This window comes from Pseudomonas sp. Y24-6 (assembly GCF_020295325.1).
Classification (GTDB): domain Bacteria; phylum Pseudomonadota; class Gammaproteobacteria; order Pseudomonadales; family Pseudomonadaceae; genus Aquipseudomonas; species Aquipseudomonas gregormendelii.
This window is the reverse complement of record NZ_JACBXG010000005.1, coordinates 31158-46784: the sequence shown is the minus strand read 5'-3', so window position 1 is coordinate 46784 and position 15627 is coordinate 31158. Positions and strand designations below refer to the sequence as shown.

At 58.3% G+C, this 15627-nt stretch carries 15 protein-coding genes and 1 pseudogene; 11 read left to right on the top strand and 5 right to left on the bottom strand.

Translation table 11 applies throughout. The features are described 5' to 3' along the window. Nucleotides 1-66: 66 nt before the first annotated feature. The 3 genes from fadD2 (at nt 67) to HYI44_RS11150 (ending at nt 5307) form a co-directional block, all read left to right on the top strand. A complete protein-coding gene (fadD2, locus tag HYI44_RS11160) occupies nt 67-1755 on the top strand; it encodes a long-chain-fatty-acid--CoA ligase FadD2 (RefSeq protein WP_122840180.1) in 1689 nt (562 codons plus the stop codon). Between the two features lie 337 nt (nt 1756-2092). After that, complete coding sequence (gene fadD1 / locus HYI44_RS11155) at nt 2093-3787, top strand: long-chain-fatty-acid--CoA ligase FadD1 (protein WP_225569437.1); 1695 nt, start codon at nt 2093-2095, stop codon at nt 3785-3787. 230 nt (nt 3788-4017) lie between these two features. Beyond that, nucleotides 4018-5307, top strand: a complete 1290-nt coding sequence (locus tag HYI44_RS11150) for a pentapeptide repeat-containing protein (RefSeq protein ID WP_225569436.1) — start codon at nt 4018-4020, stop codon at nt 5305-5307. On the opposite strand, the gene HYI44_RS11145 is transcribed toward HYI44_RS11150, so the two are convergent. After that, nucleotides 5282-5659 (bottom strand): hypothetical protein, encoded by a 378-nt coding sequence (locus HYI44_RS11145; RefSeq protein ID WP_109634211.1) that lies wholly within the window; start codon nt 5657-5659, stop codon nt 5282-5284. The two genes, HYI44_RS11150 and HYI44_RS11145, sit on opposite strands and share 26 nt — an antisense overlap. A 200-nt stretch (nt 5660-5859) precedes the next feature. Between HYI44_RS11145 and HYI44_RS11140 the strand changes: the two genes are divergently transcribed. From HYI44_RS11140 to def, 3 genes are all read left to right on the top strand, one after another. Continuing rightward, nucleotides 5860-6051, top strand: a complete 192-nt coding sequence (locus HYI44_RS11140) for a CsbD family protein (RefSeq protein ID WP_225569435.1) — start codon at nt 5860-5862, stop codon at nt 6049-6051. A 185-nt stretch (nt 6052-6236) separates the two neighbouring features. Beyond that, the gene (locus HYI44_RS11135; RefSeq protein ID WP_045061541.1) at nt 6237-7193 is read left to right on the top strand and encodes a YihY/virulence factor BrkB family protein; all 957 of its coding nucleotides are present in this window, start codon (nt 6237-6239) and stop codon (nt 7191-7193) included. Beyond that, complete coding sequence (gene def / locus HYI44_RS11130) at nt 7190-7729, top strand: peptide deformylase (protein WP_045061542.1); 540 nt, start codon at nt 7190-7192, stop codon at nt 7727-7729. The genes HYI44_RS11135 and def overlap by 4 nt, the downstream gene beginning before the upstream one ends. 43 nt (nt 7730-7772) lie before the next feature. Here def and HYI44_RS11125 read toward each other — a convergent pair whose 3' ends face one another. Next, nucleotides 7773-8183, bottom strand: a complete 411-nt coding sequence (locus HYI44_RS11125; RefSeq protein WP_122840184.1) for a GNAT family N-acetyltransferase — start codon at nt 8181-8183, stop codon at nt 7773-7775. 637 nt (nt 8184-8820) lie between these two features. On the opposite strand from HYI44_RS11125, the pseudogene HYI44_RS29575 reads away from it, so the two are divergent. Together HYI44_RS29575 and HYI44_RS29570 are read left to right on the top strand one after the other, a co-directional pair. Further along, nucleotides 8821-9597: pseudogene (locus HYI44_RS29575) on the top strand (PAS domain-containing protein); the annotation flags it as partial. 84 nt (nt 9598-9681) lie between these two features. Beyond that, nucleotides 9682-10140: a methyl-accepting chemotaxis protein gene (locus tag HYI44_RS29570; protein WP_412548485.1), complete on the top strand. Its 459-nt coding sequence runs from the start codon at nt 9682-9684 to the stop codon at nt 10138-10140. 25 nt (nt 10141-10165) lie between these two features. Here HYI44_RS29570 and HYI44_RS11115 read toward each other — a convergent pair whose 3' ends face one another. Together HYI44_RS11115 and HYI44_RS11110 are read right to left on the bottom strand one after the other, a co-directional pair. Further along, nucleotides 10166-10798 (bottom strand): glutathione S-transferase family protein, encoded by a 633-nt coding sequence (locus HYI44_RS11115; RefSeq protein WP_122840186.1) that lies wholly within the window; start codon nt 10796-10798, stop codon nt 10166-10168. A 62-nt stretch (nt 10799-10860) separates the two neighbouring features. Next, nucleotides 10861-11292 carry a PACE efflux transporter gene (locus HYI44_RS11110; RefSeq protein ID WP_122840187.1) on the bottom strand — a complete coding sequence of 144 codons (432 nt, stop codon included), beginning with the start codon at nt 11290-11292 and terminating at the stop codon, nt 10861-10863. A gap of 129 nt (nt 11293-11421) precedes the next feature. Here HYI44_RS11110 and HYI44_RS11105 point away from each other — a divergent pair, with 129 nt between their 5' ends. Next, nucleotides 11422-12297, top strand: coding sequence for a LysR family transcriptional regulator (locus HYI44_RS11105; RefSeq protein WP_225569433.1), 876 nt, complete (start codon nt 11422-11424; stop codon nt 12295-12297). Nucleotides 12298-12346: 49 nt separating this feature from the next. On the opposite strand, the gene HYI44_RS11100 is transcribed toward HYI44_RS11105, so the two are convergent. Then, nucleotides 12347-13378, bottom strand: a complete 1032-nt coding sequence (locus HYI44_RS11100) for a LacI family DNA-binding transcriptional regulator (protein ID WP_225569432.1) — start codon at nt 13376-13378, stop codon at nt 12347-12349. Between the two features lie 214 nt (nt 13379-13592). Between HYI44_RS11100 and HYI44_RS11095 the strand changes: the two genes are divergently transcribed. Together HYI44_RS11095 and HYI44_RS11090 are read left to right on the top strand one after the other, a co-directional pair. After that, the gene (locus HYI44_RS11095; protein ID WP_045061549.1) at nt 13593-14126 is read left to right on the top strand and encodes a gluconokinase; all 534 of its coding nucleotides are present in this window, start codon (nt 13593-13595) and stop codon (nt 14124-14126) included. An 82-nt stretch (nt 14127-14208) separates the two neighbouring features. Continuing rightward, a complete protein-coding gene (locus tag HYI44_RS11090; protein WP_045061550.1) occupies nt 14209-15561 on the top strand; it encodes a GntP family permease in 1353 nt (450 codons plus the stop codon). Nucleotides 15562-15627 lie beyond the last annotated feature (66 nt).

Sequence of the window (15627 nt, the reverse complement as noted above, 5' to 3'; positions counted from 1 at the left end):
GCGTCAGGTCTGACGAAACTGACAGAACAGCGGCCCGGATAGGTTCAGGTAAAGAGGACAAGAATAATGCAACCTGATTTCTGGAATGACAAACGCCCGGCCGGCGTACCCCTGAACATCGACCTTGGGGCCTACAAGTCGGTCATTGAGGTGTTCGAGCGTTCCTGCAAGAAATTCGCCGACCGCCCGGCATTCAGCAACATGGGCGTGACCCTGACCTACGCCGAACTTGAACGCTACAGCGCCGCGTTTGCCGGTTACCTGCAAGCCCATACCGACCTGGTGCCAGGCGATCGCATCGCGGTACAGATGCCGAACGTCCTGCATTACCCGATCGCCGTGTTTGGCGCCTTGCGTGCCGGCCTGATCGTGGTCAATACCAACCCGTTGTACACCGCGCGGGAAATGCGTCATCAATTCAAGGATTCCGGTGCCCGGGCGCTGGTGTACCTGAACATGTTCGGGCAAAAGGTCCAGGAAGTGCTGCCGGACACCGACATCCAGTACTTGATCGAAGCCAAAATGGGCGACCTGATGCCGGCCGCGAAGGGCTGGCTGATCAATACCGTGGTCGACAAAGTGAAGAAAATGGTTCCGGCCTATTCACTGCCCCAGGCCATCTCCTTCAAGAGCGCGCTGCGCATGGGCAAGGGGCAGGGGATCAAGCCGTTGAACGCCGGCCTCGACGATGTCGCGGTGCTGCAGTACACCGGCGGCACCACTGGCCTGGCCAAGGGCGCGATGCTGACCCATGGCAACCTGGTGGCGAACATGCAACAGGCGCGGGCCTGCCTCGGTCAGTTCGGTACCGACGGCCAGCCGCTGCTGCGTGAAGGGCAGGAGGTGATGATTGCGCCGCTGCCGCTGTATCACATCTATGCCTTCACGGCGAACTGCATGTGCATGATGGTCACCGGCAACCATAACGTGCTGATCACCAATCCACGGGACATCAAGGGCTTTATCAAGGAACTGAAGAACTGGCGTTTTTCTGCGTTGCTGGGGTTGAACACTTTGTTTGTCGCGTTGATGGATCATCCTGATTTCAAGACCCTGGACTTCTCCAGCCTCAAGCTGACTAATTCCGGTGGCACTGCGTTGGTCAAGGCCACTGCCGAGCGCTGGGAAAAACTCACCGGATGCCGCATCACCGAAGGCTACGGCCTGACCGAAACGTCACCTGTGGCTTGCACCAACCCCTACGGTGACAAGTCGCGCATCGGTACGGTGGGCCTGCCAGTACCGGGTACCACGCTGAAAATCATCAACGATGAGGGCGTCGAGCAAGCCTTGGGCGAACGCGGCGAGCTGTGCATCAAGGGCCCGCAGATCATGAAAGGCTACTGGCACAAGCCTGAGGCGACAGCCGAAGTACTGGATGCCGAGGGCTGGTTCAAGTCCGGCGATATTGCGGTGATCGACCCGGATGGTTTCGTGCGCATCGTTGATCGCAAGAAGGACATGATCATCGTCTCGGGTTTCAACGTGTACCCGAACGAGATCGAGGACGTGGTGATGGCTCACCCGAAAGTCGCCAACTGCGCGGTGATCGGTGTACCTGATGAGCGCTCGGGGGAGGCGGTGAAATTGTTTGTGGTGGCGCGCGAGTCCGGGGTCAGCCTTGAAGAGCTGAAGGCCTACTGCAAGGAAAACTTCACGGCTTACAAAGTACCCAAGCATATTGTGTTACGCGAATCATTGCCGATGACGCCGGTGGGCAAGATATTGCGGCGGGAGTTGCGTGATATTGCTTAGTGATCACTAGGGCTGGATGACGTCAAAAGATCGCAGCCTTCGCCAGCTCCTACATGAGAATGCGTTCCTCTGTAGGAGCTGCCGAAGGCTGCGATCTTTTGCTTCCAGGCGACCTATAGAATTTTTGCTCTAAAACTGACTATAAGATATTCAAGAGTCACCATTGTGACTATAGAGCCCACTTTTGGCTCTAGTCGACCCTTGGCAAAGCTGCTACTCTCGGCGCGCTTTGGGACTTGCCGGCCTTTGGAAAACGCCGGTTTTGCCTCTGATCAAACACCAATAATAATCGCATCAAATGCGGTGCTGAATTCGCGTTGCTGAGGAGTGGGCTTCCATGATCGAAGACTTTTGGAAGGATAAGTACCCTGCCGGGATTGCTGCCGACATCAATCCGGACGAGTACCCGAATATTCAGGCAGTGCTGAAGCAGTCCTGCCAACGCTTCGCCAACAAGCCGGCGTTCAGCAACCTGGGCAAGACACTCACCTACGGTCAATTGTACGAACTGTCGGGCGCCTTCGCCGCTTATCTGCAACAGCATACCGACTTGCAGCCAGGCGATCGAATCGCCGTGCAATTGCCGAACGTGTTGCAGTACCCGGTGGCCGTCTTCGGCGCGATTCGCGCCGGGCTGATCGTGGTCAATACCAACCCGCTGTACACCGCGCGGGAAATGGAACATCAATTCAACGACTCCGGTGCCAAGGCCCTGGTCTGCCTGGCCAACATGGCCCATTTGGCGCAGACCGTGGTACCCAAGACCGGGGTCAGGCACGTCATCGTCACCGAAGTCGCCGACCTGCTGCCGCCGCTCAAGCGCCTGCTGATCAACAGCGTCATCAAGTACGTGAAGAAAATGGTCCCAGCCTATCACTTGCCCAAGGCGATCAAGTTCAACGACGTATTGAGCAAGGGCCACGGCCAGCCAGTCACCGAAGCCTGCCCGGCCAGCAGCGATGTGGCCGTGTTGCAATACACTGGCGGCACCACCGGCGTGGCCAAGGGCGCGATGCTCACCCATCGCAACCTGGTGGCGAACATGCTGCAGTGCAAGGCGCTGATGGGGTCCAACCTGAATGAAGGTTGCGAGATCCTGATCACGCCGCTGCCGCTGTACCACATCTACGCCTTCACCTTCCATTGCATGGCGATGATGTTGATCGGCAACCACAACATCCTCATCAGCAACCCGCGCGACCTGCCGGCGATGGTCAAGGAGTTGTCGAAGTGGAAGTTCAGCGGTTTTGTCGGCCTCAATACGCTCTTCGTTGCGCTGTGCAACAACGAAGGTTTCCGCAAGCTGGACTTCTCAGCCCTGAAGGTGACCCTGTCAGGCGGCATGGCCTTGCAGCTGGCGGCCGCCGAGCGCTGGAAGGCGGTCACCGGTTGCTCCATCTGTGAAGGGTACGGCATGACCGAAACCAGTCCGGTGGCCACGGTGAATCCGATCCAGCACATCCAGATCGGCACCATCGGCATTCCGGTACCGTCGACCCTGTGCAAGATCATCGATGATGCCGGTGTGGAACAGCCGCTGGGTGAAATCGGTGAACTGTGCGTGAAAGGGCCGCAGGTGATGAAGGGTTACTGGCAGCGCCAGGACGCCACCGATGAAATCCTCGACAGCGAAGGCTGGCTGAAGACCGGTGACATCGCCCTGATCCAGCCGGATGGCTACATGCGTATTGTCGATCGCAAGAAAGACATGATCCTGGTGTCCGGCTTTAACGTGTATCCCAACGAGCTGGAAGACGTGCTGGCGACCCTGCCAGGCGTGTTGCAGTGCGCAGCGATTGGCGTGCCGGACGAGAAGTCGGGTGAAGCGATCAAGCTCTTCATCGTCGTCAAGCCGGGCGTGACCCTGACCAAGGAAACGGTGATGGAGCACATGCGTGCCAATGTCACCGGCTACAAGGTGCCGCGCTCCGTGGAGTTTCGCGATGCGCTGCCGACCACCAACGTCGGCAAGATCCTGCGGCGCGAATTGCGCGACGAGGAGTTGAAGAAGCTGGGCCTGAAGAAGGCCTGAATGGCAACTGGCGTCGCCTGCCAATCGGGGGACGCTGGCTGATCATTGGAACCGTCGAAAAATCCGCAGCCCGAAACGGCTGGCGGATTTTTTTTGCGCGCGATTCCGCAATGGCTCGCACTGCCGCACGCATGCATCAGCCCGTTGTGCGTTTTCTGAAAGTCTTGGGTATGGGGGCGTGATTTGATTGCGGGCTCCTGGCCAATGCCATCTTTCATGGAGTGATGCTTATGCCGCAGATAAAGACCAACACCTCTTCGCTCGTGAGTGATAACCCTATCCTCACGGGCCTCCTAACCAAAGAGTCCATGCCTGTTACCAAGAAACTGAAGCGCGCCAGCAACGTCGACCTCCCCTTTCCCAAGCGTGGCTTGACACTGACCGACGCACCAACAAACGCAATCGCTTCCCAAGAAAGGCTAAAAGGATCAGTGATGAAAACTCATCTCGGTGGGATGCGCACTGGCGATGACTCCTCGCTCGAGCCACCTGTTCGGGCAGGTTGGGCCCGTAACCAAAACGAAGTTGCGAATTTATCCGGGGGCAGCAGGCCTGATTCGCGGACCTCTGTCATCGATCTTAGAGGACGTAACTTTACCTACGAAGACCTGACAAACCGGCTGTATCAGAATTTCAATCTTGGGGAATCGAATTTCGAGGCGGCCATCTTGTCCGGGGCGACATTCAAAAATACCATCCTCTCACAGTGCAATTTTCGTGGAGCCGTCCTAACCAACCTTTGTTGTGAAGACGTGTTGTTCGTTGGCGCCAGGGTGGGCAGGACGATGATCAAATCTGGCCATTACTCAGGCTGCAATTTTTCTTGGGCCGAACTATCCAACGTTGACTGTGTTGACGTGAACTTCAGTGGCAACAATTTTTTCTCAGCGAAACTCATAAAAGTCATTTTCGTGGACTGCGATCTTAGCGGGGCCAACCTAACCAACCTTGACCTTGATGACGTGGACTTCAGTGGCGCGAATCTCACCGACGCGCAGATGTCCTTGAGTCAAAAGTTTATCGAGGAAACTCTGCTAGGGCCCATCACCAGCGACAGAGAACGTCAGCTTAACGCCTATTGTTCCGAGACGGGCATTAGCAATTTATTGGTGACTATCCACAGCATCAATCCCACTTATCAGAATCTGAAAAACCCCTTAATGCGATCGGTGATCGAGCAAGTGAACCGCTTGGATGACGGCGCGCTGCAGCTCCACCTGCCGGCGCTGGTGGAGATGTTGCTCAATAATCCTGGCTATGACGAGGTACCTGAAATCGCGTCGTTCAATAATCGATTGCTGAAATTGTGGCTGCAACTAAAACAACGGGAGCCGTATCGCCGCGGTGAAGTCGATCGGGACCTGGTGCTGAAACTGATCAAACGCCATCCATCCGGGGTGGACCACTTGGTGAGTAACTACGGGAAAACCCTCGCCCGAAATGAGCCGAGGGCTTCGTCTCACGCGCAAACGGCCAGTCCTTCTACCCCGACGATTACAGGCGGAACGGCGCGAAGTTGACGTTGGTGCCCGCTGGACGCATGTCTTGCAGGTACGAATCTTTGTCGGCACTCAGTTCCAGGCTCAGGGCTGCCTTGCGTTTGCCCTCGTTGCGCACCACCAGCCCTTCAAGCTTCTCACGCAGGAACACCGTGGGCACTTTCAGGTGCAGCAGTTCGTCGGTGTCCGGTGTGTGCATCAGCAGGTGCACCCACTCGTACTGACCAATGGCCAGGCGTGCTACCGGGATGTCGAACCACCAGATATTGCGGTTGCGGTTCAATTCGGTGAAATGGCAGTTGTTGACGCCAAGCACAGCACCGCCGAGTTCCTGGTTTCTGCGGGCAATGGCCTGCTTTTTATCGAGTTTCATAACATTCCTACGGGGTTGGATCTTCAGCGCCATGGCCTGAATACGTTGTGCATTCTCGGGTGTTGGCGGGCAAACATAAAGCCCAACCTGCCGGGATCGATGAAATCTTCTGCGCAAAAAAATGAAACTCCCGGCAAACCCCTCCGGTCAATCTTTCTGTAAGCACTTTTGTTCGTTCAATTGTTCACAGGAGAGACACCATGAGCAGCACTGGCGATAAAGTAAAAGGCGTAGCTAACGAAGCAGTCGGTAACGTCAAACAGGGCGTAGGCAAGGCTACCGGTAACGACAAGATGCGTGCCGAAGGCGTAGTGCAGGAAAAGAAAGGCGAAGCTCAGCAAGCAGTGGGCAACGCCAAAGACGCGGTAAAGAAAGGCGTCGACAAGGCCTGATCGGGCCTGTGAAGCTATTATGAACGGCCATCTGCGGATGGCCGTTTTTGTTTCAGCTGGAACTTGAACACAGAATTTGTTTCAAAGCCGCCGGACAAGGCTATTTTGATGCAGGCTACATTGATGGCAACGGCCCCTGAGTCGCCCCGACTTGAACCCGATTTTTGCGGCGAAAGGAGACGCTAATGATTTTCCCGGACATGAAAGGTCTGCCCATCCACCGCGTGATGGTGCGCACGGTCACCGAATTCATCGATGACGAGATGTCGACCTATGCGTCGGCGCTGGCCTACCAGATGTTGTTCTCGCTATTCCCCTTCATTCTGTTCCTGATCGCCCTGATCGGTTTTCTGCACCTGCCGGACTTCTTCTCCTGGCTGCGCCTGCAGTCGGAGCTGGTGTTGCCGCCCCAGGCCGTGGAGCAGGTGAACCCGGTGATCGACCAGCTGCAGCAATCCAAGGGCGGGTTGCTCTCGGTAGGTATCGTGATCGCGCTGTGGACCGCGTCTGCCGGCGTACGCCTGTTGATGAGTGCGATGAACGCTGCCTATGACGTGGTCGAAGGACGTCCGGCGTGGAAACGTCTGCCGCTGTCGATTTTCTACACCATCGGCATTGCCGGCATGCTGCTGATCGCGGCGGCGCTGATGGTGCTCGGGCCGCAGGTGATGGGCTGGATCGCCGCGCAGGTGGGCATGGAGTATTTCATCGTGACCCTGTGGACCATCGCCCGCTGGCCTGTGGTGGTGATCCTGCTGATGGTGGCGGTGGCGTTGATCTACTACGTGATGCCTGACGTCAAACAGGAGTTCCGTTTCATCACCCCAGGCTCGGTGCTGGCGGTGGTGGTATGGATACTCGCGTCCGTGGGTTTTGGCTTGTACGTGAAGGAGTTCGCCAACTACAACGCCATGTATGGCAGTATCGGCGCGATCATCGTGTTGCTCCTGTATTTCTACATTTCTGCTGCCGTGTTGTTACTCGGGGCGGAGATGAATGCGGTGATCGAACACATGTCCAGCGAAGGCAAGGACCCGGGCGAGAAAGTCCCCGGTGAGCTCGCCGAAGAGCCTAAACAACATGTTTCCGGACTGGGTCGGGATCACTCGATCAAGCCATCCACTGACGAAGTCATCAAATGATCCGTGAAATCCTGAAAATGGGCGATGAGCGACTGCTGCGCATCGCCCCGCCGGTGCCTGTCGAAATGTACGACTCGCCGGAGTTGTGGCAGTTGATCGACGATATGTTCCAGACCATGGAGAGCGTTGGCGGTGTCGGCCTGGCCGCTCCGCAAATCGGCGTTGACCTGCAATTGGTGATCTTCGGGTTCGAGCACAGTGAACGTTACCCGGATGCCGAGGCCGTGCCGCAGACCATCCTGATCAACCCGCTGATCACGCCGCTGAGTCCGGTGATGGAGGAGGGGTTCGAAGGCTGCCTGTCGGTCCCGGGCCTGCGCGGTGCGGTTAATCGGTATCGGGAAATCCGCTACGAAGGTTTTGATCCTAAAGGCCAACCCATTGTGCGTTTTGCCTCGGACTTCCATGCCCGGGTGGTGCAGCATGAGTGCGATCACCTGATCGGACGACTGTACCCGTCGCGCATCACCGATTTCAGCAAGTTTGGCTTCACTGAAGTGATGTTCCCGGACCTCGACCCGAACGCTGACGACTGACCAGAATTTACCTCATGCAATAGGGCCCTCCCACAGGGGCGGGTTACAGGCCTGCCCCCATCGCAATCATCGGCTTGCTGCGCGCATAACGACTCAACCGTTCAGCCATCGCATACGGCAGCACCGGGTCGAAGCTGAACCCCCGGCGCTCATAGAAGCCGCGCAAGTCCGGATGACAGAACAACCACACCGGCCCCTGCAGCCCCTTGATGGCCTCGGCGATCAACGCGCCCGCGATCCCCTGTTCACGACAACCCGGGTCAACAAACAGTCCGGTCAACCAATGCCCGTCCGCCACCGGCCGCAAACACAATGCACCGATGATTTGTTCACGCCTGGCGACCCATAGCTGGGCGTCGCGCACGGCTTTCATCGACGATTGATGGCTTCGATAAAACTTGTTCATCAGCGGCCACAAGGGCTCGGCGAGCAGGGTGTACTGGGTGTCGGGCATGGGTTCGGTCTGTTGGTGCGCAAAGCCTGGGATTATAAAAGAACGCGCGCACGGCGATAGGTGTATACCTGATCTCACATCCCGTATGAGTGGAGTACGTATCATGGCCAAAGGCATGGATTCAAAGAAAGCAGCGAAGAAAAAACCGGCGAAAACCGCTGATGAAAAGCGCGCGGACAAGAAGGCCAAGAAGGTGGACGTGTTCGGCCATTGATCCCGCAAAAAGGGAGCCCGGTCCTCGGGCTCCTGCTGCACGGCTGTGCGGCGCAAGCATCACGTCCCCCGCGATGCCCGTAAAGTTCGCCCGCTGAAAAAAGTTCAATTTATGCTGCGTAATGGCCGACTAGTGGCCTTGCGTACGGTTATTGCCTGTCTATGCTGACTCGTAACAAGGAGTGGTACGCGAAAGGGAGTTACTCATGAGACTGTCAGGTTTGGCTCGATTCCGGGCTATCAAGAGAAGGATGTCTTGATAAGAGCGTCGCACCATGGACCCTCCGATTGAACATCATTTATCACCTGAGCGAACCCTCCATTTAATGGGGGGGCGTATGCCATGTTCCATGGAGCATTGTGGTGGATACGTAGAAAGGCCGAACTTTCTTCAATCAAAAGACCGTGCTTAGGGTGATACGACATGTTTAACCTACATCACAAGGCTGACCTGCTGGAAATCGAGCGCTTCAGCGGCGCGTTGACCGAAGCCAATGCCAAGCTGGCTGCGGTCAGCCGGTCGATGGCAATCATCGAGTTCACGCCTGATGGCATCGTCATCGATGCCAACGAGAATTTCTGCAGCACCATGGGTTACAGCGCCGAGGAAGTGCGCGGCAAGCACCACCGGATTTTTTGTGAGGAGGCTTTTTACCGCAGCGAGGAATACGCGAAACTGTGGCGGGACCTGGCGCGGGGCGAGCCGGTCAGTGGTACGTTCCAGCGCCTGGACAGGAACGGTCGGGAAGTCTGGCTGGAGGCCAGCTACATGCCGGTTTACGGGGCTGATCGGCAGGTGCGCAGCGTGATGAAAGTCGCGGCGGACATCACCGCCCGGATCAATCGGGAGCACGAAAACGACAGCCTGCTCGCCGCTATCGGGCGCTCCATGGCCGTCATCGAATTCAAGCCGGACGGTACCGTTATCACGGCCAACGATAACTTCCTCAAAACCATGCATTACTCGCTGAACGAAGTCGTGGGCCAGCACCACAGCCTTTTTTGCCATCGAGCTGAGAGCGAGTCGCAGGCCTACAAAGCATTCTGGGCCTCGCTCAATCGCGGTGAATATCACTCGCACCGTTTCGAGCGCAGAGATAAGTACGGTCATACGGTGTTCCTGGAAGCGTCCTACAACCCGCTGTTCGATGCCAAGGGGCGCCTGTACAAAGTCGTCAAGTTCGCCAGTGACATCACGCCTCAGGTCACCACCCTGCAGACCGCTGCCGAATCGGCCCACAGCACGTCGGTACAAAACGACGCCTGCGCACAGAAAGGTTCCCAGGTGGTGCAGCAGACCGTGCAGATCATCCAGGACATTTCCCGCGACCTGAATGAGGCGGCACTGAGCATTGATGCTGTGAGCAAGCAGTCCGAAATCATCGGCACCATTGTCCAGACCATTCGCGGCATTGCGGATCAGACCAATCTGCTGGCACTCAACGCCGCCATCGAAGCGGCCCGGGCGGGGGAGCACGGCCGTGGTTTTGCGGTGGTGGCCGACGAAGTCCGCAGCCTGGCAGCGAGGACCAGCCAGGCGACGCTGGAGATTGTCGAAGTGGTACGCAAGAACCATGACCTGTCGCTGAGTGCGGTGACGAGCATGCAGTCGAGCCTGAGCCGCACAGGGCTTGGGGTTGAACTGGCGAACGAAGCCGGGGAGGTGATCCTGGAAATCCAGCAGGGCTCGCGACATGTGGTGGATGCGATCAGTCAGTTCAACTCGACGTTACAGTTGAACTGACCGCCGCGATTGAACTCACCCACCTTCACGGCAAGCCATTGCAGCCATGCCTGAGAAACCCCGGGCGTTGCGCCAGCCGTTGAAAATACTCATCGACGGCGGGCAGGTCGGGGCGATCCATGGGGGTCATCAGCCAGCGGTTGATCGACAGGCCGATGACGATGTCGGCCACGGTGAAATGCGGCCCGGCGACATAGGCACCGGTGGCCTTGAGCTGTTGCTCGAGTATGGCCATTTTCTGGTTCCAGCCGCGCACCCCGGTGGCGATCAGGTGCGGGTCAAGGAACTCCGGATCCCGACGCACCAGCCCGGTGAACGCATAACTCCAGGAACGATTGAGTTCGGTGGCCTGCCAGTCCATCCATTGCTCGACGCGGGCCCGGGCTGCCGGTTCGCCAGGCAGCAGTTCGGTGTGATGGTGCTTGCCCGCGAGGTAGCGACAGATGGTGTTGGATTCCCACAACACGCCGGCCTCGTCAATGATCACCGGCACCTGGGCGTTGGGGTTGAGCTTGATGAATTCGGGGCTGTGGGTTGACGCGAAGCCGCTGCCCCAGTCCTCACGTTCGTAGGAAACGCCCAGTTCGTCGCAGGTCCACAGGACTTTTCTGACGTTGATCGAGGACGCTTTACCAAGAATCTTCAGTGCATGTTCCATCGAGCTACTCCTTTAGCGTTCAGCCGCTTCAGGAATCTGACAGGGTAGTGTCCGACTGGCAATCAGGCCGGGTCCGGTAGTGCAGAAGCGGGCAAACCAAAGGTGCGATCAAACAACCAGTTGAACGCGAACGTGTAGCAGGGGATGAAGATGATCAGTGCCAGGTCCAGCAGGAAGGCTTGTACCAGGCTGATGTTCATCCACCAGGCGATCAACGGGATCAGAAACACTATCAAGGTTAGTTGAAATCCCACTGCATGGGCGATGCGCCGTTTCACGGTGCGGGTACGCGACACCTGACGGCTTTCCCAGCGCTCGAACAGCGAGGTGTAGATGAAATTCCAGGTCACGGCGATGGTGGTAATGATCACCGCCAGGGGACCGGTGCTGCCGGGCGATGTGCCCGACAACAGCGCCAGGCCAAGTGCCGAGAATGTCATGCCGATGATTTCATACAGCGACACATAGACCAGCTTTCGTTTGACACCTTGCATGAATACAACCTCTTGCGACGAATAAAAAAAGCCAGATGTGTTGAACCCACTGGCGGAGGCGGCGCAAGATAGCTTCAATAGGGGTGACAGAAAAAGTCAGATGCTTTCAGTTTTATTGACAGGTTAAACATGAGTTTCAACAGCGACAGCATCGAACTGTTTCTTGCCGTAATTGAGCGCGGGTCGTTTTCTGCTGCCGCTCGGTCTTTGGGCCGGGTGCCGTCGGCGGTCAGTATGGGTATCGCCAACCTGGAGGCTGAACTCGGTTACCTGTTGTTCGATCGCAGCCATCGCGAACCGGTGCCGACCGCCATGGCTGCGGCGCTGGTGCCCCATGCACGGTTGATCGCCGAGCAGCTCAAGCAGTTGCAGGTGCACGCTATCGAGCTGTCGTTGGGGCTGGAAAGCAAGTTGTCGATTGGGGTGGTGGCCGACCTGGACAAGCGCGCGGTGTTGGCCGCGATCAAGGTCATCGCCCGGCGTTTTCCGTTACTGGACATTGAACTGTTCACCGCTGCGCAAGATGACGTGTTGGCCATGCTGCACAGCGGCAGGGTCAGCGTGTGCCTGGCGTTCGCCGGGCTGAACATGAACGTGCTCGAACGCTTCCAGTTTGTCGGTTCGGAACGGATGATTGCCACACTCTCGGCGGACTATCCGCTGGTACCGGGGCAGGAGCTGTTTCTGGAAGACCTGGTGCACCTGCGCCAGATCATCGTCGCCAGCCGTGATCTGCCCATCAGTGACACCCGGCCGCTGTTGGGCGAGTCCCATTGGCGCACCGACACCCTGGCGATGGCGCTGGACATGGTTGAAGCCGGGTTGGGTTGGGGCAATTTTCCGCAGTCGGTGGTGCAGCCATTACTCGACGCCGGCCGGCTGCAGCGCCTGAATTTCCGCAATATCGAGAATGGCCTGGTGCTGCCGGTGCATGCGGTGTGGCTCAAGAGCCAGCCGCTGCAGAAGGGCGCGTTGGCGTTTGTGGAGCTGATGGCCAACCAATGACACCGGCCTCCTTGCGCAGGGGGGCGCGTTTTTCCAGAATCGTCGGGATTTACGTGCTCTCGCGCACCTTCAACTCAAACCCCATGTCCAGCACCGACCTGGCCACGGTGTTGCCTGCCAGCAAGGTCAGCATCAACTCCGCCGAACGCCGGCCGATGGCCTCGCGCGGTGTGCTGATGCTGCTCAGGCGCGGCACCATGTGCGCTGAGGCCGGCAGGTCGTTGAAGCCCAGGATTGCCACCTGCTCCGGAACCTTGATCCCGAACCGCATGGCTTCGAGCAACGCACCCTGGGCCAGGTCGTCGTTGCCGAAGAAGATGGCATCGACGTCTGGATGACTGGCCAGTAACTGCATGAACAACTCGCCGCCCAGGCCAACGGAGGATGCGCGCGGAGTCAGGACCTCCAGATCTGGGTCGTACAGCCCGGCCTGTTGCAGCGCCTTGCGAAAACCTTCGCCGCGCAACAGGGTGCGCTGGTCCAGCTGGGCGCCGATGTAGGCCAGGCGCTTGCGACCGCGGGACAGCAAATGTTGCGCCGCCGTTTCACCGGCGGCCAACTGCGAAAAGCCCACGCAATTGACGCCCGCAGCGCTGTCGAGCTCCATCATGTACACGCACGGGATGTTGCTGGCCTCGATCATGCGTCGCGAGCTTTCAGTGCGGTCGAAACCGGTCAGCAGCAAGCCCCTTGGCTGATAGGCCATGTAGTTGCGCAGCAGGTTTTCTTCTTCGTCGCGCGAGTAGTGGAAGTTGCCGATCAGCACCTCGAAGCCCTTGGGACGTAACACCTGATGAATGGCTTCCAGGGTGTCGATGAACAGCAGGTTGGACAGCGACGGCACCAGCACCACCACGGAGTGGCCCTGTGCAGAGGCGAGGGCACGGGCGGCGGGGTTGACCACGTAGTTGAGTTCCAGCGCCGCTTTCTGCACCTTCTCCACCAGGTCGGCGGCCACCGTGCTGACCCCGCGCAGGGCTCGGGATGCGGTAATCGGGCTGACACCGGCTAGGCGCGCCACTTCGTTGAGGGTAGGGCGGCCAGTGGTGCGCGTATTCTTATCGTTTTTAGGGGAGATCATCGGACGGCTTGCCAAACAAAATTCGAGGCACTAAGGTAGCGCTGTCCCGAAGCAGCTGCAAATGCGTAAGCGAGTTTTGCCTGAACCTCGCTTCTCGGCGTTGGGTACGAAATGTTGCAACCCACAAAAATGACAAGAAGGCGTCGGCAACTTCTGCTTTTGAACCAGTGTCAAAGCTGGCAAAGGTAGCGCTGTCTGCGTGCTGAGGTGTTACATGAATCATCCCATCACCGCCCTGGTCATCATGGGCGTTGCCGGTTGCGGCAAAACCTGCGTCAGCGAAGCGCTGTGCCAGCTCAGCGGCGCAACGGCCATCGAAGGCGACACTTTCCATCCTGCTGCCAACATCGAAAAGATGAGCGCGGGCATCCCCCTCAATGATCAGGACCGTGCCGGCTGGCTCGACAGCCTGTGCGATGAACTGCGCCGTGTCGACGCCCAGGGCCAACGCCCGGTATTGACCTGCTCGGCCCTCAAGCACAGCTATCGCGAAGTATTGCGCAGCGCGCTGCCAGGCCTGGGTTTTGTGTTTCTCGAATTGACCCCCGAAGTGGCCGCCGAGCGTGTGTCCCACCGCCCCGGCCATTTCATGCCGTCGACCTTGATCGACAGCCAGTTCGCCACGCTCGAGTCGCCCAAGGGCGAACCGCTGACCCTGGCGCTGGATGCCTCCAGCCATAGCGTCGACGAGTTGGCCGTTCAAGCACACCGCTGGTGGCTGGAACATGGCCTGAAACCCGGCGTATGAGTTTTCTGCGAAAAGACAGCGCTGTCCTGATGGCTTGCGAATTACCCGCTTTAATAACAACAACAACCAGGAGACACCCCTAATGTTTGGCATGTCCCACGAGACGTTCCTGCTGCTTGATGCAGTGGTCACGGTGATCGGACTTATCGTCCTGATCACCAAGTTCAAATTCCACCCGTTCATCGCCCTGATCATTGCCGCAGCGTTTCTCGGCCTGACCTCGGGCATGCCGATCGGCACCATCATCAAGGCATTCCAGGATGGCTTCGGCGGGGTGCTGGGTTTTGTCGGGATCATCCTGGCGCTGGGCACCATGCTCGGCAAAATGATGGCCGAATCCGGCGGGGCGGACCAGATCGCCCAGACCCTGATTCGCGCATTCGGCAAGGACAAGGTGCAGTGGGCCATGATGTTCGCTGCCTTCCTGGTCGGCATCCCGCTGTTCTTTGAAATCGGCTTCGTGCTGCTGATCCCGCTGGTGTTCATCGTCGCGCGGCGCACCGGTGTATCGATCATCAAGATCGGTATCCCGCTGCTGGCCGGCCTGTCAGCAGTGCATGGCCTGGTGCCACCGCACCCGGGCCCGTTGCTGGCGATCGGCGTGTTCGGTGCCGATATCGGCAAGACCATCCTGTACGGGCTGATCGTGGCGCTGCCCACCGCCATCATTGCCGGGCCGATCTACGGCACCTTCATTGCCAAGTACATTCCCGGCCATCCCAATCAGGAGTTGGTGGATCAACTGGCGCGCGAGCCGGACGCCAAAGAACTGCCAAGTTTCAGCATTACCCTGATCACCGTGCTGTTGCCGGTGTTCCTGATGCTGCTCAAGACCTTCGCCGATGTCGTACTGCCAGAAGGTAACTTCTTCCGCTCGTTCATGGACCTGATCGGTCACCCGATCTCGGCGCTGCTGCTGGCGTTGCTGCTGTCGCTGTACACCTTCGGCCACCGCCAGGGCATCGGCTCCAACCAGATCCTCAAATTGCTCGATGCCAGCCTCGCGCCGACGGCCGCGATCATTCTGATCATTGGTGCCGGTGGTGGCTTCAAGCAGATGCTGGTAACCAGCGGTGTGGGTGACGTGATCGGCCACATGGCGGTCAACGCGCAGATCTCGCCGATCCTGCTGGCCTGGCTGGTGGCTGCGGTGATCCGTATCGCGACCGGTTCGGCCACCGTGGCGACCATCACCGGTGCAGGCATCGTGGTGCCGGTGGTGGGCATGATCCCGGGCGTGAACCGTGAGCTGCTGGTGCTGGCCACTGGCGCCGGTTCGCTGATCCTGTCCCACGTCAACGACGCCGGTTTCTGGCTGGTGAAGCAGTACTTCAACATGACTGTGGCAGAAACCTTCAAGACCTGGACCGCGATGGAAACCATCCTGTCCGTGGTGGCGTTGGGCTTTATCCTGCTGTTGTCGATGTTCGTGTAAGCGCTGTTTGAGGCACAAAAAAACCGCAGCGATGCGGTTTTTTTGTGGCCGATTTTGGTTGGGCGC